A 25852-nucleotide genomic window follows, 5' to 3' on the forward strand; every position below is an offset into this window, starting at 1 on the left:
CACCGCCGAAGATCCGGAAATCGTGCGCGTAGACGAAGACCGTACGGCCCTCCACCGTGCCCCACCCGGTGACCACACCGTCGGTGTACGGCTTCTTGGCCTCCAGCCCGAAGCCCACCGCCCGGTGCCGGCGCAGCTGCTCGACCTCGTTGAACGACCCCTCGTCCAGCAGCAGCCCGATCCGCTCACGCGCGGTGAGCTTGCCCTTCTTGTGCTGGGCCTCGGTCGCCCGGTCGCTGGGGCCGGTCAGGGCCTGTGCGCGGATCGCGTGCAGCTCGGCCGTGCGTCCGCGGGCGTCGGTGGGCTCGTCCCCGGGGTTCGAGGCGGTGTCGTCCAAAACGGTCATGTAGCGACCTTACGAAGCCGACCAAGAAAACGGGCCGTCGACTCTGTACAGTCTCCGGCCCGTTTTCCTGGTACCCCCGAACAGAACCGGGTCCTGATGCAGCCGAAGTTACTGCTCAGAGGCCCATCGGCTTGTAGGGGTCACACAAAGAGGGTGGGTGAGAGCCCGGTCACACACCGCAGTGGAACCGGGCGTCCCCCCAGTCCGCGTGGTCGTTCCCATTGCCGTCGCCGCCGTCGGAGACGACCAGGTCGACGTAGCGCGCTCCGGTGAGGTCGGCCTTGAGCGACCAGGGGGTGTCGGTGGCCTTGAGGACGGGTGACGCCACCTTCTCGGTGCCGTCGGCCGCCACCGAGAATCGCACACTTCCGCGGGTGGTCTGCACGTCGTCGACGCCGACCTCGGCCGTGAAGGAGGTGCACCGCCCGCCGAGGTAGTAGCGGATCGTGGCGGGCGCGTGGGTGCCGAGGCCCTTGGCGTAGGCGGTGCCGCCGATCTTCAGCGGGGTGCCGTCGCCCTCCCCCTGCTCGCCGACGGACCGGTCCCTCTCGACCGGGCCCCAGCCGTTGTCGGCCGAGGTCCAGTCCAGGTCGCTCGCGTACGCGTCCGTGGTGGGCGGCGGCGGGAGGGTGCGGGCGGTGGTGGCCGCGGCGCGGGTGCGGGCGGCGCCCGCGACGGTGTAGGCCGCCTTCGCGGTCAGCTCGTAGGAGCGGTAGGGGGCGTCGACGGGCGGGGTCACCTGGAAGGCGGCCGTCGCCTTCGCGCCCGGGGCGACGGTGTCGAGGGCGACGGGTCCCGCGGGTTCGGCCCGCCAGCCGTCGGGGACGGCGAGGGTGACGGTGGCGTCGCGCACCGGCTCCCGCTCGTCGTTGGTGAAGGTGGCCTCGACCTTGTGGGGGCGGCCTGGCTCCAGGCTCGGTCCGGCGTCGAGGGCGAGGGCGGCGCAGGCGGCCGGTTCCTGCGCCGGGCCGAGGTCGGTCACGGTGAAGTCGTCGAGGACGAAGTCGGCGCCGTCCGGGGCGCCGGGCAGCTTGCGCAGACCGGTCCAGGTGGTGCCGCAGCCGGCCGTGACGGTGGTGGTGAAGCGGCCGGTGGTGCGCTGCCGCCCGATCGGTTCGGCGGCGGTCCGCACGGCGTCGCCCGCGCCGCGGTCGTAGCCGCTGATCCACTGGTAGGCATCGGCGTGGCTGGACTGGTAGGCGAAGTCGACGCGGTAGGCGTGTCCGTCCCGCATCGGCACGGACGCGGGCGAGGTGCGGTAGACGACGCCGTCGTTCTCCTCGTGGGACTTCAGGGACTCGCCGCCGCCGATGACGTCGTCGACGAGCTTGCCGTTCCAGCCGGCCCGGGTGTAGGGCGCGTGCTGCTGCGCGATGTGGGTGCGCGGGTCGGTGACGCCGCCCGCGTCGCCCTTGTCGAACGGGCCCCAGCCCTGGTCGACGTCCTCGAAGTCCTCGTGCACGACGGTGCCGGGCGCGGTGGCGGGGGCGTTGCGCACGACGCGTACGTCGTCGACGCGGACCTTCGCCGCGCCGGTGTCGGCGGCCGTCGCGACGCGCAGGGTCGCCGTTCCGTGCCGGTCCGCGGTGAAGTTGACCTTCATGCGCTGCATGTTCGTGCCGTGCCAGTCGCTGGCGGCCATGGTGTCGGGCAGCGTGGACCGGTCGATGCCGGTACGGGCGCCGCCCGCGCTCAGGGTCGTGCGGCGGGTGGCGCCGGGCGCGATCTCGGTCCAGGCGGACGCGGTGTAGCGCTTGCCGGGCGCGAGTCCGGTGAGCCGCTGGGCGACGGAGGCGGCGCCCCGGCCGCTCAGGGCCGCGCTGTTGCGGCCGTCGGCGTCGGTGTCGCGGGCGACGGTGCCGGTGGTGTCCCAGCCGGTGAGCCGGGCGTCGTTGAAGCCGGGGTCGGTGAGTCCGGTGCCCTCGCCCCAGGCGGGGTCGGCGGCGCGCGGGGTGCCGCCGGCCGGGTAGAGGACGTAGGGCTGTCCGGGCGCGGCCCGGAGAGTGACCTTGCCGTCGGCGCCGGTGCGCACGGTTCCGGTGCGCACCCGTCCGTTGTCGGTGAGCCGGTAGACGGTGTACGCGCCGCGGGGCACGGCCCAGCTGCTGGTGCCGCCCCGCTCGCTGTAGTGGTAGAGCTTCCCGGTTCCGTCCGCGGTGGTCCACGGGAGCAGGTAGCGGTCCCCGTCGAGGACCTTGCGGCCGTGGTCGTAGAAGGTGCGCCGGCCGTCCTCGACGGTGCCGCGCAGCCCGCCGGTGAAGGTGATGTCGTTGCCCTCCCAGCGGGTGATCTTCTGGTGCTGGAGGTACTTGGCGGGCAGGTCGCGCTGCCAGACGTTGGCGTAGAAGTCGTTCCAGTCGTTCTCGCCGGTCCAGCCCTCGAAGTCGACGAGGGCGCTCTGGCCGAGGACGGGGTCGTCGTTCCAGACGTCCTTCTCGCTGTTGCGGATGAACCGGATGATCTTCGAGTTGAGGCCCTTGTCGGTGGCGCCGCCGTAGTCCAGGTCGTTGGCCCAGTGCGACCACAGGGACTGCCGTTCGAACTTGTCGGCCCACTCGGTGGCCAGGTTCCAGCCCTGTCCGTTGATGGCCTTCGCGGTCTGTTCGGCGATCCAGCCGTGCGTGGAGTACACGTCGACGTAGACCGTGGTGAGGTTCTTGCCGGTCTCCTCGCGCAGCTGCTTGAAGCGGGCGGCGAGGTCGCCGCTGGCGAGGTCGCGGCGCTGGTCGATGGAGTAGCTCTGGTCGAGCCAGTTCCAGCCCGGGGACCCGGGGTCGACCAGGTCGTCCGTGAAGTGCTCGGCGACGGGGTACGCCTCGGTGGCGTTGACGTGGACGCCGAACTCGGCGCCGTACTTCTTGCCCGCCGCGAGCAGCTTGTTGAGGTCCTTCAGGCCGCCGGCCCGCTTGTTGTAGTTGCCGCCGTAGTCGGGGTGGGCGGAGTCGTGGCCCTCGGACGCGTACCCCTTGAGCAGGGCGAACTGGCCGAGGTCGTCGGTGGCGAGCGAGATCCGCTTCACGTCGTCGAGGGTGCGCAGGAAGGGGTGCTGGGCCTGGCTGGCGAAGTTGAACGGGATGTGGGTGACGACCCGGTCGGGGGTGTCCGCGGCGCCCTGCGCCTCGATGCCGATGGAGCGGAAGGCGACGGCGCCGTCCTGCCAGTCGACGGTGTGGTCGCCGTTGGCGTCGGGGGTGACGACGACCTTCGCCCAGGGCAGGTCGTTGCCGGTGGCGTGGGTCGGGGAACCGGCGCCCCGGTAGGTCCACTGCCCGGACCAGACGCCGACCCGGGTGCCGCCGTCGGCGTCCTTGCGGGCCTGGTGCCAGAACCGGGCGCCGTCGCCGCCGGTGGCGCCGCTCGGCTTGTCGTACGCGGAGTTGGACTCGACGGCGGCGGCCAGCCGGCCGGTGTTGACGAGGGCGTAGGAGGCGCCCGTCGCGGAGGTCTCGGCCGGGGTGCCGGCGCCGACCTCGCCGAAGACGTCCGCGGTGCGGGTGGAGTCCGGGTCGAGCCGGGTGAACGCGGTCCGGGCGCCGCCGTCCGCGCTGCCGACGGAGACGAGGTCCTGCCCCGGGATGTCGATGGTCCCGACGCGGAAGGCGGCGGTGTCACGGACGGCCGTGATCCGGAAGGTCGTCGTGCGGCCGCTGACCGCGAGCGTGGCGTCGATGCGCACGCCGGGCAGGTCGGGGAAGGCGAGCGTGTACGCGGCCGTGGACCCGGTGACCTCGGGCGCGGCCGTGGCCTCGGTGGCGTAGGGCTTGCCGTTGAGGGTGATCTCGGTGACGGGCCGGGTGCTGCCGAGGAGGCGGGCGCCGTCGGCCCGGTTCTCGTAGGACAGCACGCGGGGGAAGTCGGCGGCGACGGTGACGGCCAGCAGGCCGGAGGCGATCACCGGATCGCCGTCCGGCCGCGGGGCGGCGCTCGCCACCGGGGTGAGGGTGGCTCCTAGGACGGCCGCGACGGCCAGGGCGTAGGGGGCCCGGGATCTTGGGGACATGCCGTTCTGGGTATCGGCGCCGGGCCGTCCGGGTCAACGGGTGTCCTCGCTGACGGAGTTGAGAGTCCAACTGTCCGACCCCGTTAGTCCAAGTTGGTCCAAGCCGCCGGTGCGCGCCGCCCGGCCCCGGCCGGGGTCAGTAGGTGGCGGCGGCGCCCAGTTCGCGTTCGATGCGCAGCAGGCGGTTGTACTTGGCGGTGCGGTCCGAGCGGGAGAGGGAGCCGGTCTTGATCTGGCCGCAGCCGGTCGCCACCGCCAGGTCGGCGATGGTCGTGTCCTCGGTCTCGCCGGAGCGGTGGGACATCACGGCCTTCCAGCCCGCCCGGTGGGCGATGTCCACCGTCTCCAGCGCCTCCGTCAGCGTGCCGATCTGATTGACCTTGACCAGCACCGCGTTGCCGACCCCGGTGCGGATGCCCTCGCGCAGCAGCCCGGGGTCGGTGCAGAACACGTCGTCGCCGGTGAGCTGGCAGCGGTCGCCGACGCGGGCGGTCAGCTCGCGCCAGCCGTCGAGGTCGTCCTGCGCCATCGGGTCCTCGATGGAGAGGATCGGATACGCGTCGATCAGCCGGACCAGGTAGTCGACCTGCTCGGCGGTGCTGCGGTCGACGCCCTCGCCCCGGTAGGCGTAGACGCCGTCGCGGTGGAACTCCGACGACGCCGGGTCCATGATCAGGCCGAGGTCCGTGCCGGGCCGGTACCCGGTGCGCTCGATCGCCGCCATGACGAAGTCGAGCGCCTCCTCGGCGGTGCGCAGCGCGGGGGCGAAGCCGCCCTCGTCGCCGACGCCCGTGGCGTGTCCGGCGGCGAGCAGGTCGCGGCGCAGGGTGTGGAAGACCTCGGAGCCCATCCGGACGGCCTCGGCGAAGGTCGGCGCGCCGATCGGCGCGATCATGAACTCCTGGAAGTCCAGCGGATTGTCGGCGTGGGCGCCGCCGTTGACGATGTTCATCATCGGCAGCGGCAGCCGGTGGGCGGCGGCGCCGCCGAGGTGGCGGTAGAGCGGCAGCCGGTGGGCGGCGGCGGCCGCCCTGGCGACGGCGAGGGAGACGCCCAGCAGTGCGTTGGCGCCGAGCCGGGACTTGTCGGGGGTGCCGTCGAGCGCGATCAGGGCGGCGTCCAGGCCCGCCTGGTCGTCGGCGTCGCGGCCGGTGACGGTCCGGGCGATCTCGCCCTCGACGTGGGCCACCGCGCGGTCGACGCCCTTGCCGTGCCAGCGCCCGGGGTCGCCGTCGCGCAGCTCCACGGCCTCGCGGGCGCCGGTGGAGGCGCCGGAGGGGACGATCGCGCGGCCGTGCGATCCGTCGGCCAGGGTGACGTCGGCCTCGACGGTGGGGTTGCCGCGGCTGTCCAGGACGGCGAGGGCGGTGACGGAGACGATGTCGGGCATGGGAGGTCCTTCCCGTTGCTGCGTGCCGCGGCTCTGCTGCGACGACGGTGGCGCGTGCCGCGACGGAAGGAACTATACAGCCTTGCTGTTCAGTTCTGCTGTACAGATGAGCTGTTCAGTTCTGCTGTTCAGTCCGCCGCTCAGACCGCTGCTCAGTCCGCCGCTCAGACCGCCGCTCAGACCGCCGCTCAGACCGCTGCTCAGACCGCTGCCAGTCGCGCGGATACGCCGGTCAGGGGCGCGGCGTGGGCGGGCCGCGCCGGAAGACCGCCGGGTAAAGTGCGGTCATGCCTGCCCCGGACCCCGCCGCCGTCGCCGCCGATCTGCGTACCGCGATGGGCCGGCTCACCCGGCGCGTGAAGCACGAGGACCTGATTCCGCACGGGCAGGTCGCGGTGCTCGGCGTACTGGACCGCGACGGCGCCATGACCACCAGCGATCTCGCCGCCGATCAGCGGGTCAGGCCGCAGTCGATGGCGCGTGCCGTCGGACTCCTCACCGAGCAGGGTCTCGTCACCCGGCGCGCGCACCCCACCGACGGGCGCAAGTCACTGGTGGAGCTGACCGACGCGGGGCACGCCGCGCTGGACGCGGAGCGCGGTCGCCGGGCGGGCTGGCTCGCGCAGGCGATCGAGGCCGAACTCACCGCCGAGGAGCGGGAGTTGCTGTCGCGCGGAGCGGCCCTGATGGAGCGTCTCGCCGGGCGCTGACCCCCCTTGTCGTCGATGATCCGGCGAGCGGACCGCGCCCCCTCTCACAGCGGCGTCCTGACCACCGCCGCCACCCACACCCCGTAGGGCAGCGCCGCGCAGGCCAGCGCCCCCGCCACCACCAGGACCCGGGCCCGGCCGCGGGGCCAGCCGCGCGCCATGGTCCGGGCGACCGGGACGAGCAGCGGGAACGCGGGCAGCAGGAACCGGGGCTTGGAGGCGAAGGGTCCGCCGAGCACCAGCACCATCAGGACCAGGACCCCGCTGAAGACGAGCAGCGGCAGGGCGGTGCGCGGCGAGCGCTCCAGGCACAGCAGGCAGAACAGGACCACGGCGGTGGCGACGAGCAGCGCGGACACCGGGTAGACGACCTTGCCGCCGTACAGGAACAGCACCCGCAGGAACCGTGCCGACCCCACGCCGAGGTCGAGCCCCGAGCGCCAGGCGTCCTGCACCGTGAAGTAGCCGTGCAGCAGGTCCCCGGTGCGCGCCCCGACCCACAGCACGTAGCCGAGCCAGCCGGCGGGGGCGAGCAGCACGGCGGCCCAGGGACCGCGCCCGCGCCCGCGGCGCCGGACGATCTCCCGTCCGGCGGTGACGACGACGGCCGCGGCGACGGCGAGCCCGGTGGGCCGGGTCAGACCGGCGAGGACGGACAGGGCGCCGGCGAGCCACCAGTTCCTGCGGACCAGCGCGTACAGGGCCCAGGCGGCGAGCGCCGCGAACAGCGACTCGCTGTAGGCGAGGCCCAGGACGACCGCCTGCGGCAGCAGCGCCCACAGGACGACGAGGAAGGTGGCCGTCGCCGTGCCGTACAGGCGGTGGCCGACGGCGTAGACGCCCCAGGCCGCGGCGAGCGCGGCGGCCCAGGCGACGAGGAGCGCGGCGGCGCCGGTGCCGCCCGGCAGGACGGCGTCCGCCCCGCGGGTCAGCAACGGAAAGAGGGGAAAGAACGCGTAATCCGTCTGCACGGTCCCGAAGGAGGAGAGATACTCGCGGGTGCCATAGCCGTGTCCGGCGATGTGCAGATACCAGACGGCGTCCCAGGCATGGGTGAGCGTCCGGGCCGCCGGGCGTCCGCCGTGCAGATCGGTGAGGACCACCAGCGCCACGCCGACGGCACGGACCGCCGCGAAGAGGGTGAGGGCGCGCAGCACGCCCGGGGGCTTCCCGGCGCGCCACCGTGCGGCAGGGAAGGGCCTGCCCTGGAGCCCGTCCCGGACTTCCGTCGCCTCGCCCGTCCGCAGCACGCGCAACCCCGACCTTTCTCGCACAATGGAGATACATGGATACACATGGAGTGACCGGGACTTTCCTACCCGTCTCCTGCCTGTGCGTCATGGAAGCGACACACGGCGTTTGATGTTGAAAGTTGAACATCGTCGCGCTAGAGTCGTCCCCAGTTGATAGTTAAACCTTCAACATCACGTCGGCACCCCGTGCCGCCCGTCCCCAAGGAGCACGTCATGGGCATCTTCGGCCGCAAGAACGAGACCACCGAACCGACCGGCACCGCCGCCGCCACCGCCCCGGCCGGTGCGGACCTGAGCGCCGTCACCGGTGACTACACCGTCGACCCGGCGCACACCACGCTCGGTTTCGTCGCCCGGCACGCGATGGTGACGAACGTGAAGGGCAGCTTCACCGACTTCACCGGCGAGCTGCACCTCGACGGCTCGGACCCGGCCAAGTCCAGCGCGAGCTTCGACGTGCAGATGGCCAGCATCGACACCGGCAGCGCCGACCGCGACGGCCACCTGAAGAGCGCCGACTTCTTCAAGATCGACGAGTTCCCGACGATGACGTTCCGCTCGACGGCCGCCGAGTCGCTGGGCGGCGACGACTACCGCATCACCGGCGACCTGACGATCCTCGGCACCACCAAGCCGCTCTCCATCGACCTGGAGTTCAACGGCTCGGCGAAGGACCCGTTCGGCAACGAGCGCGTCGGCTTCGAGGGCAAGGCCGAGATCCTGCGCTCGGACTGGGGCCTCACGTGGAACGCGGCGCTGGAGACCGGCGGCGTCCTCATCTCCGACAAGATCAAGCTCAACTTCGACATCTCCGCCATCAAGAGCGCCTGAACACCCCTGACCGTGCGGTGAGTTGAGGCGGCCACGCCGGACGTGGCCGCCAACTCGCCGTTCCGGAGGACCCCTTCGGGTGTGACGCGCGCGGACGGCCGTCTGTGACGTGCCCCACAGACGGCCGTCCCCGTGTCACGAACGGGGCGGCCGTCCCGTCGTTCTCGTGAGCACCCATGGGAGGTTCACGATGAGCGGGAGCACGGACGCGGCCGCGGGCGAGCGGGTCGCGGACTGGGCCGACGGACGGCTCGGGATCTACGGTCTCGGCCGCAAATATCTGCGCAAGGTCTTCCCCGACCACTGGTCGTTCCTGCTGGGCGAGATCTGCCTCTACACCTTCGTCATCCTGATCCTGACCGGCGTCTACCTGACGCTGTTCTTCCATCCGTCGATGAACGAGGTGGAGTACCACGGCAGTTACCTGCCGCTGAGCGGTGTGCGGATGTCCGAGGCGTACTCCTCGACGCTCGACATCAGCTTCGACGTGCGCGGCGGGCTGCTGATCCGGCAGATCCACCACTGGGCCGCGCTGATCTTCATCGCCGCGATGTTCGTGCACATGATGCGGCACTTCTTCACCGGGTCGTTCCGCAAGCCGCGCGAGCTGAACTGGCTGTTCGGCTGGCTGCTGCTGTTCCTCGCCCTGTTCGAGGGGCTGATGGGGTACTCGCTCCCCGACGACCTGCTCTCCGGCGCCGGCATGCGGCTCATCGAGGGGATGACCCTGGCCGTCCCGGTCGTCGGCACGTACCTGTCGTTCTTCCTGTTCGGCGGCGAGTTCCCCGGCCACGACATCGTCGCCCGCTTCTACTCGCTCCATGTGCTGCTGCTGCCGGGCATCATGGCGGCGCTCGTGGTCACCCACCTGATCCTGGTCTTCTACCACAAGCACACTCAGTTCCCCGGCCCGGGCAAGACCGAGGAGAACGTGGTGGGCCAGCCCTTCTTCCCGGTCTACGCGGCCAAGGCGGGCGGCTTCTTCTTCCTGGTGTTCGGCGTGGTGGCGGCCGTCGCCGCCGTCGCGACCGTCAACCCGGTCTGGGTGTACGGGCCCTACCGCCCGGACCAGGTGTCGACGGGCGCCCAGCCCGACTGGTACCTGGGGTTCGCCGAGGGGCTGGTGCGCGTGATGCCCGGCTGGGAGATCGTGATCGGCGGGCACACCCTCGCGCTCGGCATCCTCGTGCCGTTCCTGGCGTTCCCGCTGTGGCTCGTCCTCATCGGGGTCTATCCGTTCGTGGAGGCGTGGATCACGGGCGACCGGCGCGAGCACCATCTGCTGGACCGGCCGCGCAACCGCCCGGTGCGCACCGGGCTCGGCGTGGCCTGGCTGACCGGGTTCCTGGTCGCGATGGCGGCCGGCGGCAACGACCTGTGGGCCACCCACTTCCACCTCTCCGTGAACGCCATCACCTGGACCGCGCGGGTCGCGCTGTTCGCCGGTCCGGTCCTCGCCTTCGTCGTGACCCGGCGGATCTGCCTCGGCCTGCAACGCCGCGACCGCGACAAGGTGCTGCACGGCCGGGAGACGGGCCGCATCAAGCGGCTGCCGCACGGCGAGTTCGTGGAGATCCACGAGCCGCTGGACCGCGCCGAGTCCTTCCGACTCACCCAGCACGAGCAGCCCGCCGCCCTGGAGGCGCCCCCGGACACCGACGCCCACGGCGTACGCCGCCGGGTGCCGCCCGGGCAGCGCCTGCGGGTGGCGCTGTCGCGCTGGATGTACGGGACGGGCTCCCAGATACCGAAGGCCGGCCGGCCCGAACTGCCCGCACCGCCCGCACCGCCCGCACCGGCCGGGACGTCCGCACCCGCCGGGACATCCGCACCGGAGGGCGACGAGACCCGGCGGCCGTCACTGCGGCCCTGAGCGCCCGCCGTGCGCGGCGCGGCCGCCCCGGGCCGTCACGGCCGGGGCGGCGGGTGCCACTCCCCGGCGAGGAGCCCCAGGACGACGTCGTCGTGGAAGGCGCCCATCACCCAGGCCGCGGAGCGCAGGACGCCCTCGCGGACGAAGCCGTTGCGCTCGGCGCAGCGGATCATCGGGGTGTTGTCCGCGAGGGTCTCGATCTGTAGCCGGTGCAGGCCGCGCACGACGAACGCGTAGTGGCACAGCGCCCCGACGACGTCCGTCGCGTAGCCCTTGCCGCGGGCGGCCGGGAGCAGGCCGAGGCCGATGTGCGCGCAGCGGTGGTGCAGGTCGACGCCCCACAGGGTGGCGCCGCCGACGAGGGCGCCGCCGGCCAGCTCCACCACGGAGAACGCCAGGTGGTCGCGGTCCTCGTCGGCCACCCGGAACCGGCTCTCCGGCGAGCCCGGCGTGAGCGGACGCCACGGGGAGCTGTCGGCCCGCGCCGTAGTGGCCACGTCGGCGTACAGCCCCGCCTCCAGGACCGGGATGTCGTCCTCGTGCCGGGCCCTGAGCCCGATCCTCTCGCCCCTGAGCATGGGGACTTCCTACCCGACCGGGCCGGACCCCGACCATCCGATTTCCCGGACGGACCACCGCCCGGCGGGCCGCCTGGAAGGATGGGCGGCGCGCGATCGCCCACCGGCCGGACCGACCGCCAGGAGACCCATGGACACCGCGGCAGGACAGCGCCCCGGCGCCGAGACCACCGGACGCACCGGACGCACAGGGAGCACCGGGAGCAGTGAGCGCACCGCCGGCCGTCATGCGGCTTGACCCGGACGTGCTGCGGGACCGGCTGCTGGAGGCCACGGGCACGGTCCGGATCGAGCGGGCCAGGATCACCGGCCCGCTGGCCCTCGACGGCACCGAGATCAAGGCGCTCGTCCGGTTCGAGGAGTGCGAGTTCGAGGGGCCCGTCGGTCTGGAGGCGGCGTCCGTGCCCGCGCTGACGATCACCCGGAGCCGGCTGCCCGGCCTGCGGGCGCCGACGGCCCGGTTCGGCGGGCGGGTCGATCTGCGCGGCACGACGATCGACGGCGCGCTGGACCTCGTGCACGCCCACATCGGCGGCGGGCTGCGGCTCGACGGGGCGCGGCTGGTGCGCCCGGGGGGCGTGGCGCTGGAGGCGGGCGGCCTGGTGATGCGGGGCGGGGTGTTCTGCGAGGGCGGCTTCGTCTCCGAGGGGCTGGTCGGCTTCCCCGGCGCGCAGCTGCCGGGCGGGCTGTGGATGCGCGGGGCGCTGATCACCGTCGGGGAGCCGGACCGGATCGCGTTCGACGGGGACAATCTGACCGCCTCCACGCTCCGCCTGTCGCAGGGCTTCCGCGCCGACGGGCGGGTGCGGCTGCGCGGCGCCCGGATCGAGGACCTGCTGACCTTCAACGGCGCCGAGCTCCTCGGCCCCGACCGCACGCTGATGTGCGTGGGCGCCCGGGCCGAGGCGCTCGACCTGCGCTTCGCGGTCGCCCCGCGCGGCCGGGTGAACCTCCGCAACGCCCACTTCACCCGCATCCAGGACGCCCCGCGGACCTGGCCCCCCTCGCTCGGCCTGGACGGGCTGACGTACGACTGGCTGGAGACCACCGCGCCCCGGCGCCGGGACGACGTGGCCAACCGGCTGGCCTGGCTGCGCCGCGACGAGGGGTACTGCCCGCAGCCGTACGAGCAACTGGGCCTCAACTACCGCAGGCTGGGCCACGACGACGAGGCGCGCCGGGTCCTGCTGCACCGCCAGCGGCGCCGCCGCGCGACCCTGGGCGCGGCGAGCCGGCTGTGGGGGTACCTCCTCGACGCGACGGTCGGCTACGGCTACCGGCCCTGGCTCGCCGGGCTCTGGCTGGCCCTGCTCACGGCCGTGGGGTGCGGGGTCTTCGCCACGCACCGGCCGGTGCCGAACAAGCCGGGCGAGGGGCCGCCGTTCCACGCGCTCGTCTACACCCTCGACCTGCTCGTGCCGATCGGCGGGTTCGGGCAGCGCGACGCCTGGCACTGGGACGGCACCGGGCCGCAGACGCTGGCGTACGCGCTCGTCGTCGTGGGCTGGGTGCTGACCACGGCGGTGGTGGCCGGCGTGACCCGCACGCTGAGCCGCGGCTAGGGCCTGCGCTCAGAAGCCGCCGCCGAAGTCGCCGCCGCCCCCGCCGCCGCCGAAGTCGCCGCCCCCGCCGAAGTCGCCGAAGTCCGCGCCGTCGAAGTCGGCGCCGGTGACGTCGCCGCCCTCGGGGCCGCCGAAGTCGCCGTAGCCGGAGCCGTAGTCCGCCGCGTAGGCGGGGCTCGCCATCATCGAGCCGAGGACCGTGCCGAACAGCAGCCCGGGCAGCAGGCCGCCGCCGAAGTAGCCGCCCGCCCACGGTCCGTACGCCGGGCCGGCGTCGTAGTACGGGCGCCGCTCCCCCGCGCCCGTGTCCACGGTGCGCACCAGCGGCTCGGCGCCGTCGCGCAGCCGGGCCGCGTCCGCCGCGCACACCGGCACCTCGCGCGGCGCGCCCCCGGGCGGCGCCCAGGAGGCGTCCTCGGCCGAGGGGCCGTGGCGCGGGTCGAAGAAGCAGGGGGCCCGGCGCTCGGGCAGCGGGCGGCCCTCGCGGCGGGCGGCCAGCAGGGCGAGCGAGAAGCGGCCGTCCTCGATCGCGCCGGTCACCGCGCGCACGTCCTCGGGGCGCCGGGCCGCGGCCATGTCCTGCTTGGCCTTCTCGTAGGCGTCGAGCGCGCGCTCGTAGTCCGCCCGCATCGAGTCGTCGGCGCCCGCCTCGGCCGGGTGGAAGTCGAGCCGGTCCAGCTCCTCGCCGAAGGCCGTGATGTCCTCGTCGACGACGACCCGGAGCCGGTCCAGGGCGGCCCGCTGCTCCGCCTCGCGCCGGCGCCGGTTGCGGCGGGTGAGGGCGTAGGCGCCCGCGCCGCCGACGACCACGACGGCGCCGAGGCCCACGAGCGCGCCGACCGGGGCGCCGCCGGAGTCGTCGCGCGCGCCCCAGGAGGACGGCGCCGAGCCCCTGGCGGTCCGTACGGCGGCGGTGACGAAGTCGTCGAGCTGCCGCCCGGTGGGCTCGCCCCGGACGCTCGTGGTCAGGTTGTGAACGGCCGCGGCGGACATCACCGCCCGGTCGGCGCGCGCGTCGAAGGCGTCGCCGAGCCGGACGCCGTAGACGCCGACCACGCCCGTCTTGGTGCGCAGGTCGGTGAACAGGTCGTTGCGGGGGAAGTCCGCGGGCAGCACCGCGACCATCACCGGCTTGTCCGCGTCCTTGATCCTCTTGGTGAGGGAGGCGACATCGGCCGAGGTCAGCGACGTGCGGACGGCCGGATCGACATAGACGGGGTTCTTCTCCAGGGCGTCCGCGACCGCGGAGACGTCCGTGGCGGCGGCGGCGCCGGGCGCCATCGCCACCGGGGCGCCGAGCGCGAGCAGGAGCGCGGCGAGGGCTGCCGGTGAGGGCCTCATACACCGACGCTAACCCAGCCGGGGTGTGAATGGCGGGTCGGAGCATTCGCGACGTGAAGTCTTGACGTGCGCATGGAACGCCCTTTAACTCACGTCTTGAACTAAGCCATGAAAGTGGACTGTTGAGCTTCACGGGACACAGGAGGCATCGTGCACACCCCCACGCGATCACTGAGATCGGCACGATCGGAACGTTCGAGGAGGGCCGGGCGACCGGCGGGCGCGGGCCGGACGGCCCGGGTGCTGCTGGCCGGGGCCCTCACCGCGGCCGGGCTCCTCGGGGCGTCCACCGGCCCGGCCCAGGCGGCCGGTGAGCCGGTCGCCGTCTGGCTGACCACCACCGACGACGGCGGCGGCCGGCACGTCACGCGCGGTCTCGCGCAGCAGGCGCCGACGGCGTTCCAGGCGGGCACCGGCTCGGCCGGCACCGTGCTCTCCGTCGACGAGAACACCCGATACCAGACGTTCACCGGCGGCGGCGCGTCCTTCACCGACACCGCCGCGTGGCTGATGAACAGCAGCGGCGCCCTGTCGCAGGCCACCCGGGACGCGACGATGAAGAAGCTGTTCTCGCCGACGGACGGCATCGGGCTCTCCTTCATCCGCAACCCCATGGGCGGCTCGGACCTCGCCCGCACCGGCTACACGTACGACGACGTCGCCGCCGGGCAGAGCGACCCCACGCTGGCGAAGTTCTCCCTCGCCCACGACCAGGCCGACGTGCTGCCGCTGACCAAGCAGGCCAAGCAGCTCAACCCGGCCGCGACCGTGATGGCGTCCCCCTGGACCGCGCCGGCCTGGATGAAGGACAGCGGGCAGCTCAACGGCGGCTGGCTGAAGGCCGAGGACTACGGCGCGTACGCCTCGTACTTCGTGAAGTACATCCAGGGCTACCAGGCGGCCGGGGTGCCCATCGACTACGTCACCGCGCAGAACGAGCCGACCTGCTGCTCGGGCTACCCCTCGATGAGCTGGAACGGCTCCGGGCTCGCCTACTTCACCAAGAGCGAGCTGCTGCCGAAGCTGGCCGCCGCGGGCGTGCGGACCAAGGTGCTGGCGCACGACTGGAACTGGGACACCTACGACGCGTACGCCGCCCCGACCGTGGACGACGCGGCGGTGCGCAGCCACCCGAACTTCGGCGGCATCGCCTGGCACGGCTACGGCGGCGACGTCGCCAAGCAGACCGAGATCCACAACAAGTACCCGTCCCTGGACGCCTTCCAGACCGAGCACTCCGGCGGCACCTGGATCGCGAACCAGCAGCGCGAGGACATGATGAACATCATCGACTACACCCGCAACTGGGCGAAGTCGGTGACGAAGTGGTCGCTGGCCGTGGACCAGAACCGGGGCCCGCACAACGGCGGCTGCGGGACCTGCGACGGGCTGATCACCGTCCACAACGGCGACGCGAGCAGCGGCAGGGTCGACTACAACATCGAGTACTACACGATGGGCCACCTGACGAAGTTCGTCCGGCCGGGAGCCTCGCGGATCGCCTCGACCGCGTCGTCCGCGGTGCCGAACGTCGCCTGGCGCAACACCGACGGGTCGAAGGCGCTGATCGCCTACAACGACGCCGCCGGCGCGAAGGACGTCACCATCAACTGGGGCGGCCAGCACGTCACTTACTCCCTGCCGGGCAAGACCTCGGCGACGTTCACCTGGAACGGCACCCAGTCGGGCGGCGGCGGCGACCGGACGGGCGCCCTGAAGGGCCTGGGCGGCAAGTGCCTCGACGTGAAGGACGGCTCGACGGCCAACGGGACGGCCGCCCAGATCTGGACCTGTGTCGCCGGATCGCAGAACCAGACGTGGACCGTGCAGGCGGACGGGACGGTCCGGGCGCGGGGCAAGTGCCTCGACGTGGCCTCGGGTTCGACGGCGAACGGCGCGAAGGTCCAGCTCTACGACTGCAACGGGACGGGCGCCCAGCAGTGGCGGCTCGAACCGTCCGGCGACCTGGTGAACGCCGCGGCGGACAAGTGCCTCGACGTGACCGGGAACTCGTCGGCGGACGGGGTGGCCACGCAGCTCTGGACGTGCACGGGGGCCGCCAACCAGAAGTGGGCCCTGTCCTAGCCGGCCGCGACAGGGGTCCGGGGCGCCGCCCCGGACCCCGTCCGCGCTACTCGACCGGCTCGACCCCGGCCCGCAGCAGGCCGAACGTGTACGCGTCCTCCAGGGCGCCCCACGACGCGGCGATGACGTTCTCGGCGACGCCCACCGTGGCCCACTGGCCGGTGCCGTCGGTCGTGGAGATCAGCACCCGGGTCGTGGAGGACGTGCCGTGCTTGCCCTCCAGGATGCGGACCTTGTAGTCGACCAGTTCCAGCTCGGCGAGCTGCGGGTAGATCCGCTCCAGGCCGACGCGCAGCGCCCGGTCCAGGGCGTGGACCGGGCCGTTGCCCTCGGCGGTGGCGACGATGCGCTCGCCCTTCGCCCAGAGCTTCACGGTCGCCTCGTTGGCGTGCGTGCCGTCGGGGAGGTCCTCGACGATGGCCCGCCAGGACTCGACGCGGAAGTAGCGCCGCGCCCGGCCCTCGGCCTCCTCGCGCAGCAGCAGTTCGAAGGAGGCGTCGGCGGCCTCGTACGTGTAGCCCTGGAGTTCGCGCTCCTTGACCCGCTCGACGACCCGGCCGACCAGCTCGCGGTCGCCGCCGAGGTCGACGCCGAGCTCCTTGCCCTTCAGCTCGATGGAGGCGCGGCCCGCCATGTCGGAGACCAGCATCCGGATGCGGTTGCCGACCAGCTCGGGGTCGATGTGCTGGTAGAGGTCCGGGTCGACCTTGATGGCGGAGGCGTGCAGGCCCGCCTTGTGGGCGAAGGCCGAGACGCCGACGTAGGGCTGGTGCGTGGACGGGGTCAGGTTCACGACCTCGGCGATGGCGTGCGAGATCCGGGTCATCTCGCGCAGCGCGCCGTCGGGCAGCACCTTCTTGCCGTACTTCAGCTCCAGGGCGGCCACGACCGGGAAGAGGTTGGAGTTGCCGACGCGCTCGCCGTAGCCATTGGCCGTGCACTGCACGTGGGTGGCGCCGGCGTCGACGGCGGCGAGGGTGTTGGCGACGGCGCAGCCGGTGTCGTCCTGGGCGTGGATGCCGAGCCGGGCGCCGGTGTCGTCCAGGACGGTGTGCGTGATCGCCTGGACCTGGGCGGGCAGCATCCCGCCGTTGGTGTCGCAGAGCACGACGACCGAGGCGCCGGCCTCGTGCGCGGCGCGGACGACGGCCTTGGCGTACCCGGGGTTGGCGCGGTAGCCGTCGAAGAAGTGCTCGCAGTCGACGAAGACGCGGCGGCCCTGGGCGACGAGGTGGGAGACGGTGTCGCGGACCATCTCCAGGTTCTCGTCGAGCGTGGTGCGCAGGGCCAGTTCGACGTGCCGGTCGTGGGACTTGGCGACCAGGGTGATGACCGGGGCGCCCGAGTCGAGCAGCGCCTTGACCTGGGGATCCTCCGCGGCCTTCGCGCCGGCCCGGCGGGTGGCGCCGAAGGCGACCAGCTGGGCGTGCCGGAAGTCGATCTCTTCTCGCGCGCGGGCGAAGAACTCGGTGTCGCGGGGGTTGGCGCCCGGCCAGCCGCCCTCGATGAAGCCCACGCCGAAGTCGTCCAGGTGCCGGGCGATGGTCAGCTTGTCCGCGACGGTGAGGCTGATCCCCTCGCGCTGCGCCCCGTCGCGCAGCGTGGTGTCGAAGACGTGGAAGGCGTCGGAGACGGCGTGGGCGTCCCCGGCGTCGTGTGAAGCGTCGAGTTCGCCGGTGCGTTCGCTCGGGCTGCTGCTCATGGCTGTCTGGCTCCTGTTGGGAAATCTCGGTCGTCGTACCGGAATGACCGGTTCCACCGTCCATCTATGATCCCCCGCGCTCTCCTCCCGGCTTCGGGTGGGCCGAGAAACAGAAAAACCCCTCGCGGGTGCGAGAGGTCTGCGCGCGGGTCGAGGACGACGGTGTCCGCCCGTACCGGGTCGTACGAGGCGGTCACTGCGGACCGGCGCGCCTGCTGCCAATAATCGTGGCGGACGAGAGCACGGCCGCAGTCTGCCACAGCCCGGGATCCGCCCGGGCCGTGGTCTCACGATGCGGTCAGGCGGCCTGTTCCCGCACGGCCTCGGCCCGCCGGACCCGGCTCAGGTCGATGTCGCGGGTCTCGCGCATCGCCAGGTAGACGACCAGCGACACGGCCGCGCAGCCGGCGACGTACCAGAAGTAGCCCGATTCGGCGCCGGCGTTCTTGAACCACAGGGCGACGTACTCGGCGGTGCCGCCGAACAGCGCGTTGGCGAGGGCGTACGGCAGGGCGACCCCGAGGGCGCGGATGCCGGTCGGGAACAGCTCCGCCTTCACGCAGGCGTTGATGGAGGTGTAGCCGGTGACGACGACCAGGGCGAGCAGCGCGAGCCCGAGGGCCGGCCAGAACGAGCCCGCGTGCTGGAGCAGCGTCATGATCGGGACGGTCAGGAAGGTGGAGCCGACGGCGAAGGTGATGAGCAGGGGGCGGCGTCCGACGCGGTCGGAGAGGGCCCCGGCGAGCGGCTGGAGGCAGGCGAAGACGACGAGCGCGCAGAAGGAGACGAGGGTGGCGGTCTGCTTGCTCAGCCCGGCGGAGTTGGACAGGTACTTGGTGAGGTACGTCGTGTACGTGTAGTACGCCACGGTGCCGCCCATGGTGAGCGCGACGACGAGGAACGCCTCACGCCGGTGCGCCCACAGCGCCCTGAGCGTGCCCTTGTCGTCGCCGCCGACGCTCGCGTCCGCGTCGGCCGACTCCGCGTAGACCTCGGTCTCCAGCATCGAGCGGCGCAGCCAGAAGATGATCGCGGCGCCGAGCGCGCCGACGACGAAGGGGATGCGCCAGCCCCAGCCGTGCAGCGCGTCGTCGCTCATCGTGCGCTGGAGGACGATGAGCAGGCCGAGCCCGACGATCTGGCCCGCGGTCATCGACACGTACTGGAAGCTGGAGGCGAAGCCGCGCCGCTCGGGGGCGGAGGCCTCGGTGAGGTAGGTGGCGCTGGCCGCGTACTCGCCGCCGACCGACAGTCCCTGGAGCAGGCGCGCGACGAGCAGGACGACGGCGCCGCCGTATCCGGCGACGGCGTAGGTCGGCGCGATCGCGATGAGCACGGCCGACGCCGACATGAGGGTGACCGTGAGGGTCAGCGCCGCCTTGCGGCCCTTGCGGTCGCCGACCCGGCCGAGCAGCCAGCCGCCGACGGGGCGCATGAAGAAGCCGACGGCGAAGATGCCGGCCGTGTTCATCAGCTGGGCGGTCGGGTTGCCGTCGGGGAAGAAGGCTCCCGCGAAGTAGGTGGCGAAGCTCGCGTACACGAACCAGTCGAACCACTCGACCATGTTCCCGGCGGATCCGACCAGGATCTTCTTCCATTGCTCTCGTCCCATGACGGGCCACCCTGGGCGATCTTTCCGAGCCGTGACAAGACCGCCCCGGGCAACGATCTCGCGTACTTGTGGTCTTTGTGTTCACGGGTGCGGCCTCGCACTCTTGTGGAATCGTTCAACAATCGCCTACGTTGAGGAGGTGATCCCGGATCTGATGGACCTCAACGCGGACCTCGGCGAAGGCTTCGGCCGCTGGGCCCTCACCGATGACGAGGCGCTCCTCTCCGTCGTCACCAGTGCCAACGTCGCCTGCGGCTTCCACGCGGGCGACCCGAGCGTGATGCGGCGGGTCTGCGCGCTCGCGGCCGCGCGCGGGGTGCGGATCGGCGCGCAGGTCTCGTACCGCGACCTCGCCGGGTTCGGGCGGCGCGCCATGGACGTGCCGCCGGACGAGCTGGCGGCCGAAGTGGCGTACCAGATCGGCGCGTTGCGGGTGTTCGCGGAGGCGGCCGGTTCCACGGTCTCGTACGTGAAGCCGCACGGCGCGCTCTACAACCGGACCGTCGCCGACGCCGAGCAGGCCCGCGCCGTCGTCGCGGGCGTGCTGCTGGCCGGCGGCGGGCTGCCCGTGCTCGGCCTGCCCGGGTCGCACCTGCTGGCCGCCGCCCGGGAGGCCGGACTGACGCCGGTCCGCGAGGCCTTCGCCGACCGGGCCTACACCCGCGCGGGCACCCTCGTCCCGCGCCGCGAGCCCGGCGCCGTGGTCGAGGACCCGGACGCCGTGGTGCGCCGCGCGGTCGGCTTCGCGGTGGACGGCGGGGTCGAGGCCGCGGACGGCGGCCGGATCGCGGTCGCCGCCCGTTCGCTGTGCGTGCACGGCGACACCCCGGGCGCCGCCAGGACCGCGGCCCGGGTGCGCGCGGCCCTGGAGGACGCCGGGGTCGCGGTGGGTGCGTTCGCGTGAGCGCGGCGGGCGGGTCCGGCGGGATGCGGGTGCGGCGGGCCGGGCGGCACGCGCTGCTCGTCGAGGTGGCGGACGGCGAGCGCGCCGGGGCCCTGCACGCCGAGCTGCTGCGGCGCCGCGCGGCGGGCGTCCTGCCGCTGGTCGCGGAGATCGTGCCCGGCGCGCGCACCGTGCTGCTCGACGGGATCGCCGACCCCGAGCACCTGGCCCGCCTGCTGACCGGGTGGCGGGTGCCGTCGGCCCCGCCCGGCGGCGGCGACGTCGTGACGATCCCCGTGGTCTACGACGGCCCCGACCTGGCCGACGTCGCCGCGCTGTGGGGCGTCGCCGAGGACGAGGTCGCCGCCCGGCACTCCGCGTACACCTACCGCGTCGCGTTCTGCGGATTCGCCCCGGGCTTCGGCTATCTCACCGGGCTGCCCGAGGAGTTGCACGTGCCGCGCCGCGCGACCCCGCGCACCCGGGTGCCGGCCGGCGCGGTGGCGCTCGCCGGGCCGTACTCGGCGGTGTACCCGAGGGCGACGCCCGGCGGCTGGCAGCTCATCGGCCGGATGCCCGATCCGGCGCCGCTGTGGGATCCGGCCCGGGAGGGGGCGGCGCTGCTGTCGCCCGGAACCCACGTCCGGTACCGGCCGCTGCCCCGGGGCGGGTCCGCGGGATGAGCGGCGCGCTGACGGTGGTCCGCGCGGGCGCCCTCACCACGGTCCAGGACGCCGGCCGGCCCGGCCACGCCCACCTGGGGGTCCCGCGCAGCGGCGCGCTCGACGCCCCCGCGAGGGAGCTGGCCAACCGGCTGGCCGGCAACCCGCCGGGCGCGGCCGTCCTGGAGACGACGCTGACCGGCTGCGCGGTGCGCCCCGACCGGCCGGTGACGATCGTGGTCGGCGGCGCGCCCTGCCCGGTCACCGTCGACGGCCGCCCGGCGCCGTGGGGCGCGCCGGTGCGGGTGCCGGCCGGGGCCGTGCTCGACGCGGGGCCGCCGAGCGCGGGCCTGCGCTCCTATCTGGCCGTGGCCGGGGGCGTCGCCGTCGCCCCGGTCCTCGGCAGCCGGGCCACCGACCTCCTGTCGGGACTGGGCCCGGCCCCGCTCACCGACGGGACGGTGCTCCCGGTGGGCCGGGCGCACCCCGGGCCCGCACTGCCGGCGGCGGCGCCGTGGCCGGCCCCGCCCGCCGCGCTCGTCCTGCCGGTGCGGCTCGGGCCGCGCGCGGACTGGTTCACGGCGAAGGGCGTCCGCACGCTCCTGACGGGCGGGTTCACCGTGTCGGTGCACAGCAACCGGATCGGCCTGCGCACCGAGGGCCCGGCCCTGGAACGGGCCGCGGAGGGCGAACTGCCCAGCGAGGGCATGGTGCTGGGCGCGGTGCAGGTCCCGCCGGACGGGCGGCCGGTGGTCTTCCTCCACGACCACCCGACGACCGGCGGCTATCCGGTGATCGCCGTGGTGCGCCCCGCCGCCCTCGCCGCGGCGGCCCAGGCCGCGCCGGGCACCCCGGTGCGCTTCACGCCGGGCCGGTGACCGCGAGCCCCTCGTCCAGGAACTCCCGTACGTGGGAGAGGACCCGGTCGCGGTCGGCGCCGCGCAGACCCACCACCACCTGGATCGAGAACCCGTCGAGCAGGGCGCGCAGGCGGGCCCCGAACCGGTCGGGGTCCACCGCGCGGAACTCGCCGCGCGACATCCCCTCGGCGAGCAGTGCCACCAGATCGCGGTGCCAGGCGCCCTCGATGGCGGCCTGCCGGGCGCGGGCGGAGGTGTCGGCGGCGGCGCGCTGGGACCGGTTCCACACCTCGAGCCACAGCGACCAGTGCGGGTCGCGGTAGCCGCCCGGCACGTAGAGGTCCACGTAGCCGTCGACGCGCTCCCGCGCGCTGCCGTCACCGGCCAGCAGCGCGCGGCGCCGCGCGCCGAGCCGCCCCTCGCTCCACTCCAGGGTGCGCAGCAGCAGTTCGTCCTTGGACCCGAAGTGGTACGCGAGGTGCCCGCTGCTCATGCCGACCGCGCGGCCGAGCGCGGCCAGGGTGAGCTTCTCCAGGCCGCTCTCCGCGATCATCACCATGGTCGCGGCGAGCACGTCCTCGCGGGGCGGCGCGGGGGTGTGCCGGCGCTGCGCTGCGCTCATGCGGTCCTCAGATCCCCGTGACGGGCTGCTGCTGGGTGATGCAGTGGATGCCGCCCCCGGCCGCGAAGATCGTGCGGGCGTCGACCAGGGTGACCGTACGGGACGGGAACAGCCGGCGGAAGATCGCGGCGGCCCGCTCGTCGTTCGGGTCGTCGAAGCCGCACAGGATCACGCCGTCGTTGCACAGGTAGTGGTTGATGTACGAGTAGTCGACCCAGCCGTCGTCGTCGGCGAGGACGGTCGGGGCCGGGACCTCGACGATCTCCAGCGGGCGGCCCTGCGCGTCCGTCTGCCCGGACAGTACGCCGATGATCTCCCGGCCGACCTCGAAGTCCGGGTGGGCGGGGTCCTCCTGGGAGTGGACGAGGACGACGCCGGGCGCCGCGAAGGCCGCCACGATGTCGACGTGCCCGCGGGTGCCGAACTCGCCGTAGTCGGCGGTGAGTCCACGCGGCAGCCAGAGGGCCTTGGTGGTGCCGAGCCGGGCGTGGATCTCGGCCTCGACGTCCGCCCGGGTCAGGCCGGGGTTGCGGTCCGGGTCGAGCTGCACGGTCTCGGTGAGCAGCACGGTGCCCGCGCCGTCGACGTGCAGGCCGCCGCCCTCGTTCACCAGGGCCGAGGAGTGTGCGGGCACCCCGGCGAGGCCGGCGACGTGCCGGGCGATCTCGGCGTCGTGCTCCCAGCGGGCCCACGCCTGGGCGCCCCAGCCGTTGAACGTCCAGTCCACGGCGGCCAGTTCACCGGTGCCGGGGTGCTTCACGAAGGTCGGCCCGATGTCGCGCATCCAGGCGTCGTCCAGGTCGTGCTCGACCAGCTCGACCGTCGGGCCGAGCAGCTCGCGCGCGGAGTCGAGCTGTCCGGTGCCGACGACCATGGTGACCGGCTCGTGACGGCGCACGGCGTGCGCCACGCGGGCCCAGGCGGCGCGCGCGTCGGCCAGTTCCCGCGCGCTCGCGAAGGTCGGGTTGGGGCCCGGCCACGCCATCCAGGTCCGCTCGTGCGGGGCCCACTCGGGCGGCATCACATGGGTCATGGGGAACCTCAGAGGAAGTAGAGACGGTTGAGGGGGACGGAGTCGGCCGGTTCGGAGCGCAGCGGTTCGCCGTCGAGGGTGACCAGGCCGGTGCGCTGGTCCACGTCCACGTCCCCGGTGCGGGAGTTGAACGCCAGGTCGGCGGGGCCGATGCCGCGCGTGCCGCGCACGGCGACCCGGCGCCTGCGGGTGGGCATGGTGTCGTGGCCGTCGTCGAGGGCGGCGCGCGCGACGAAGGCGACGGAGAGTTCGGCGGCGGTCGCGCCGTGCGCCCCGAACTGCGGGCCGAGGACGAGGGGTTCGCAGGTGTCGGTGGCCGCGTTGGGGTCGCCGACGACGCCGTACGCGGGGAAGCCGGACTTCAGCACGAGCTGCGGCTTCGCGCCGAAGTACTCCGGGCGCCACAGCACGATGTCGGCCATCTTGCCGGGCTCGATGGAGCCGATCTCGTGGGAGAGGCCGTGGGCGACGGCGGGGTTGAGGGTGAGCTTGGCGATGTAGCGCAGGACGCGGTCGTTGTCGTGGCCGACGCCCGGGTCGCCCAGCTCGGCCTTCATCTTCCCGGCCATCGCGAAGGTGCGGCGCACGGTCTCGCCCGCCCGGCCCATGCCCTGCGCGTCGGACGAGGTGATGCCGATGGCGCCGAGGTCGTGCAGGACGTCCTCGGCGCCCATCGTCCCGGCGCGGATCCGGTCGCGGGCCATGGCGGCGTCGCCGGGCAGGTCGGGCTTGAGGTCGTGGACGGAGACGATCATGCCGTAGTGCTCGGCGACGGCGTCCCGGCCGAAGGGCAGGGTGGGGTTGGTGGAGGAGCCGATGACGTTCGGCACGCCCGCCATCTTCAGCACGTTCGGCACGTGGCCGCCGCCGCAGCCCTCGATGTGGAAGGCGTGGATGGTCCGGCCTTCGAGGACCTTGAGGGTGTCCTCGACCGACAGGCACTCGTTCAGGCCGTCGCTGTGCAGGGCGACCTGCACGTCGTGGTCCTCGGCGACGCGCAGCGCGGTGTCGAGCGCGCGGGTGTGCGCGCCCATGTCCTCGTGCACCTTGAACCCGCAGGCGCCGCCCTCGGCCAGCGCCTCGATCAGCGGGGCGTCGTGCGAGGACGAGCCCCGGCCCAGGAAGCCGATGTTGACGGGCCAGGCGTCGAAGGCGGAGAAGGCGTGCCGGAGCGCCCACGGCGAGTTGACGCCGACCCCCCAGACCGGGCCGAACTCCTGCCCGATGACCGTGGTCACGCCGGAGGCGAGGGAGGCCTCCATGATGCGCGGGGAGAGCAGGTGGACGTGGGTGTCGACGGCTCCGGCGGTGGCGATCAGCCCCTCGCCCGACACGATCGACGTGCCCGTGCCGACGACGACGTCGACGCCGTCGAGGGTGTCCGGGTTGCCGGCCCGGCCGACGGCGTGGATCCGGCCCTCGCGGATGCCGATGGAGACCTTGCGGATGCCGAGCGCGGCGTCGATCACGACGACGTTCGAGATGACCACGTCGCAGGTCTCGCGGACGGCGGCGGCCTTCAGGTGCAGTCCGTCGCGGGCGGTCTTGCCGAATCCGGCCAGGAACTCGTCGCCGTACGCCTGCGCGTCCGACTCGACGCGGATCGTCAGCCCGGAGTCGCCGAGGCGGATCCGGTCCCCGGCGCGCGGGCCGTGCGTGGCCGCGTACTCGTGCGGGGTCAGCCTGCGGGCTTCGGCGGGGTGGCCTCCGGGGCGGCTCATCGGCCCGCCTCCTCTGTGTCGACTCCGAGGTAGCCGCACGCGGCGGCGCGGCGCAGCGCCTCCTCGCGGGCGCCGGGCGCGTCGAGCGGCCCGTCCACGAGGCCGGCGAAGCCGATGGCGACGCGCGCGCCGCCGATCGGCAGGAGGGGGACGTCGGCGGACTCGCCGGGCCCGAACCGCACGGACGAGCCGGCGGGCACCGCGAGCCGCATGCCGTACGCCCGCCCGCGGTCGAAGTCGAGGCGCGGGTTCGCCTCGAAGAAGTGGAAGTGGGAGGTCACGGAGACGGGGACGGGCGCCGTGTTGGTGACGGTCAGCGTCAGCTCCGGCTCCGGGTCGCGGTGCTCGGGGCCCGGCAGCAGGGCGCCGGGGGCCGCGTCGCCGAGCCCGTCGCCCGCGATCGGGCCGCTCACGATCGCGAGCCGCGAGCCGTCGTCGAAGACGGCCTCGACGTGCACCTCGGTGACGACGTCGGCGACGCCCGGCAGCACGTCGTCGGGCCCGAGCACGGACCGGGCCGCCTCGATCGCCTCGGCCAGCCGCTTCCCGTCGCGGGCCGCCTCGCAGACGGTGTCCGCGATCAGCGCGGTCGCCTCGGGCACATTGAGCCGCAGGCCGCGGGCCTTGCGGGAGCGGGCCAGCTCGGCGGCCCCGAAGAGCAGCAGCCGGTCGCGCTCGGTGGGGGTCAGTCGCACGCGCTCACGTCTCCCAGAGTCTCACAGCGGTTTGAACGCCACTCTAAACGAAGTCTGCGCGGCCCGGAAGCGAGGCTTGACACGCTGGACCTT

Annotated in this window: 20 protein-coding genes; 8 read left to right on the forward strand and 12 right to left on the reverse strand. The window is 73.5% G+C overall.

What is annotated here, in order from left to right; genetic code table 11:
• The 3 genes from ACIP5K_RS33650 to eno form a co-directional block, all read right to left on the reverse strand.
• Positions 1-346: carboxyl transferase domain-containing protein (locus ACIP5K_RS33650; RefSeq protein ID WP_401415828.1), on the reverse strand; the 346-nt coding region annotated here is incomplete at its 3' end.
• Between the two features lie 169 nt (positions 347-515).
• Positions 516-4346 carry an endo-alpha-N-acetylgalactosaminidase family protein gene (locus ACIP5K_RS33655; RefSeq protein WP_401415830.1) on the reverse strand — a complete coding sequence of 1277 codons (3831 nt, stop codon included), beginning with the start codon at positions 4344-4346 and terminating at the stop codon, positions 516-518.
• Between the two features lie 136 nt (positions 4347-4482).
• Positions 4483-5736 carry a phosphopyruvate hydratase gene (gene eno, locus ACIP5K_RS33660; protein ID WP_401415832.1) on the reverse strand — a complete coding sequence of 418 codons (1254 nt, stop codon included), beginning with the start codon at positions 5734-5736 and terminating at the stop codon, positions 4483-4485.
• A 287-nt stretch (positions 5737-6023) separates the two neighbouring features.
• Between eno and ACIP5K_RS33665 the strand changes: the two genes are divergently transcribed.
• On the forward strand, positions 6024-6446 hold the full coding sequence (locus ACIP5K_RS33665; protein ID WP_401415834.1) for a MarR family winged helix-turn-helix transcriptional regulator: 423 nt from the start codon (positions 6024-6026) through the stop codon (positions 6444-6446).
• A 44-nt stretch (positions 6447-6490) separates the two neighbouring features.
• Here the strand turns inward: ACIP5K_RS33665 and ACIP5K_RS33670 are convergent, their stop codons facing one another.
• Positions 6491-7696 carry a hypothetical protein gene (locus tag ACIP5K_RS33670; RefSeq protein WP_401415837.1) on the reverse strand — a complete coding sequence of 402 codons (1206 nt, stop codon included), beginning with the start codon at positions 7694-7696 and terminating at the stop codon, positions 6491-6493.
• A 216-nt stretch (positions 7697-7912) separates the two neighbouring features.
• Here ACIP5K_RS33670 and ACIP5K_RS33675 point away from each other — a divergent pair, with 216 nt between their 5' ends.
• Complete coding sequence (locus tag ACIP5K_RS33675; protein WP_401415840.1) at positions 7913-8530, forward strand: YceI family protein; 618 nt, start codon at positions 7913-7915, stop codon at positions 8528-8530.
• Positions 8531-8720: 190 nt separating this feature from the next.
• A complete protein-coding gene (locus ACIP5K_RS33680) occupies positions 8721-10403 on the forward strand; it encodes a cytochrome bc complex cytochrome b subunit (protein WP_401415842.1) in 1683 nt (560 codons plus the stop codon).
• A 35-nt stretch (positions 10404-10438) separates the two neighbouring features.
• Here ACIP5K_RS33680 and ACIP5K_RS33685 read toward each other — a convergent pair whose 3' ends face one another.
• The gene (locus tag ACIP5K_RS33685) at positions 10439-10981 is read right to left on the reverse strand and encodes a GNAT family N-acetyltransferase (protein ID WP_401415844.1); all 543 of its coding nucleotides are present in this window, start codon (positions 10979-10981) and stop codon (positions 10439-10441) included.
• Between the two features lie 206 nt (positions 10982-11187).
• Between ACIP5K_RS33685 and ACIP5K_RS33690 the strand changes: the two genes are divergently transcribed.
• Positions 11188-12543 (forward strand): oxidoreductase, encoded by a 1356-nt coding sequence (locus ACIP5K_RS33690; protein WP_401415846.1) that lies wholly within the window; start codon positions 11188-11190, stop codon positions 12541-12543.
• A gap of 9 nt (positions 12544-12552) precedes the next feature.
• On the opposite strand, the gene ACIP5K_RS33695 is transcribed toward ACIP5K_RS33690, so the two are convergent.
• Positions 12553-13884, reverse strand: coding sequence for a hypothetical protein (locus ACIP5K_RS33695; RefSeq protein WP_401415848.1), 1332 nt, complete (start codon positions 13882-13884; stop codon positions 12553-12555).
• A 171-nt stretch (positions 13885-14055) separates the two neighbouring features.
• Between ACIP5K_RS33695 and ACIP5K_RS33700 the strand changes: the two genes are divergently transcribed.
• Entirely contained in the window at positions 14056-15969 is a 1914-nt protein-coding gene (locus tag ACIP5K_RS33700; RefSeq protein ID WP_401416048.1) for a ricin-type beta-trefoil lectin domain protein, read from the forward strand.
• A 46-nt stretch (positions 15970-16015) separates the two neighbouring features.
• Here ACIP5K_RS33700 and cimA read toward each other — a convergent pair whose 3' ends face one another.
• The gene (gene cimA / locus ACIP5K_RS33705; RefSeq protein WP_401415851.1) at positions 16016-17671 is read right to left on the reverse strand and encodes a citramalate synthase; all 1656 of its coding nucleotides are present in this window, start codon (positions 17669-17671) and stop codon (positions 16016-16018) included.
• A gap of 298 nt (positions 17672-17969) precedes the next feature.
• Positions 17970-19283: an MFS transporter gene (locus ACIP5K_RS33710; RefSeq protein ID WP_401415852.1), complete on the reverse strand. Its 1314-nt coding sequence runs from the start codon at positions 19281-19283 to the stop codon at positions 17970-17972.
• 151 nt (positions 19284-19434) lie between these two features.
• Between ACIP5K_RS33710 and ACIP5K_RS33715 the strand changes: the two genes are divergently transcribed.
• Genes ACIP5K_RS33715 through ACIP5K_RS33725 form a run of 3 tightly spaced genes read left to right on the forward strand, consistent with a single transcriptional unit; the run spans position 19435 to position 21706 of the window.
• Positions 19435-20187 (forward strand): LamB/YcsF family protein, encoded by a 753-nt coding sequence (locus tag ACIP5K_RS33715; protein WP_401416051.1) that lies wholly within the window; start codon positions 19435-19437, stop codon positions 20185-20187.
• A gap of 23 nt (positions 20188-20210) precedes the next feature.
• Positions 20211-20849: an allophanate hydrolase subunit 1 gene (locus tag ACIP5K_RS33720; protein WP_401416053.1), complete on the forward strand. Its 639-nt coding sequence runs from the start codon at positions 20211-20213 to the stop codon at positions 20847-20849.
• Positions 20846-21706 carry a biotin-dependent carboxyltransferase family protein gene (locus tag ACIP5K_RS33725; RefSeq protein ID WP_401415854.1) on the forward strand — a complete coding sequence of 287 codons (861 nt, stop codon included), beginning with the start codon at positions 20846-20848 and terminating at the stop codon, positions 21704-21706. The genes ACIP5K_RS33720 and ACIP5K_RS33725 overlap by 4 nt, the downstream gene beginning before the upstream one ends.
• Here the strand turns inward: ACIP5K_RS33725 and ACIP5K_RS33730 are convergent.
• Genes ACIP5K_RS33730 through ureA form a run of 4 tightly spaced genes read right to left on the reverse strand, consistent with a single transcriptional unit; the run spans position 21690 to position 25759 of the window.
• On the reverse strand, positions 21690-22310 hold the full coding sequence (locus ACIP5K_RS33730) for a TetR/AcrR family transcriptional regulator (RefSeq protein WP_401415857.1): 621 nt from the start codon (positions 22308-22310) through the stop codon (positions 21690-21692). The genes ACIP5K_RS33725 and ACIP5K_RS33730 overlap by 17 nt on opposite strands.
• Before the next feature lie 7 nt (positions 22311-22317).
• Positions 22318-23343, reverse strand: a complete 1026-nt coding sequence (locus tag ACIP5K_RS33735; protein ID WP_401415859.1) for an agmatine/peptidylarginine deiminase — start codon at positions 23341-23343, stop codon at positions 22318-22320.
• Between the two features lie 8 nt (positions 23344-23351).
• Complete coding sequence (locus ACIP5K_RS33740; RefSeq protein WP_401415861.1) at positions 23352-25064, reverse strand: urease subunit alpha; 1713 nt, start codon at positions 25062-25064, stop codon at positions 23352-23354.
• Positions 25061-25759, reverse strand: coding sequence for an urease subunit gamma (ureA, locus tag ACIP5K_RS33745; RefSeq protein ID WP_401415863.1), 699 nt, complete (start codon positions 25757-25759; stop codon positions 25061-25063). Before ureA ends, ACIP5K_RS33740 begins: the two co-directional genes overlap by 4 nt.
• Between the last annotated feature and the right edge of the window lie 93 nt (positions 25760-25852).

This window comes from Streptomyces sp. NPDC088785, from assembly GCF_044750685.1.
In the GTDB taxonomy this organism is placed as follows: Bacteria; Actinomycetota; Actinomycetes; order Streptomycetales; family Streptomycetaceae; genus Streptomyces.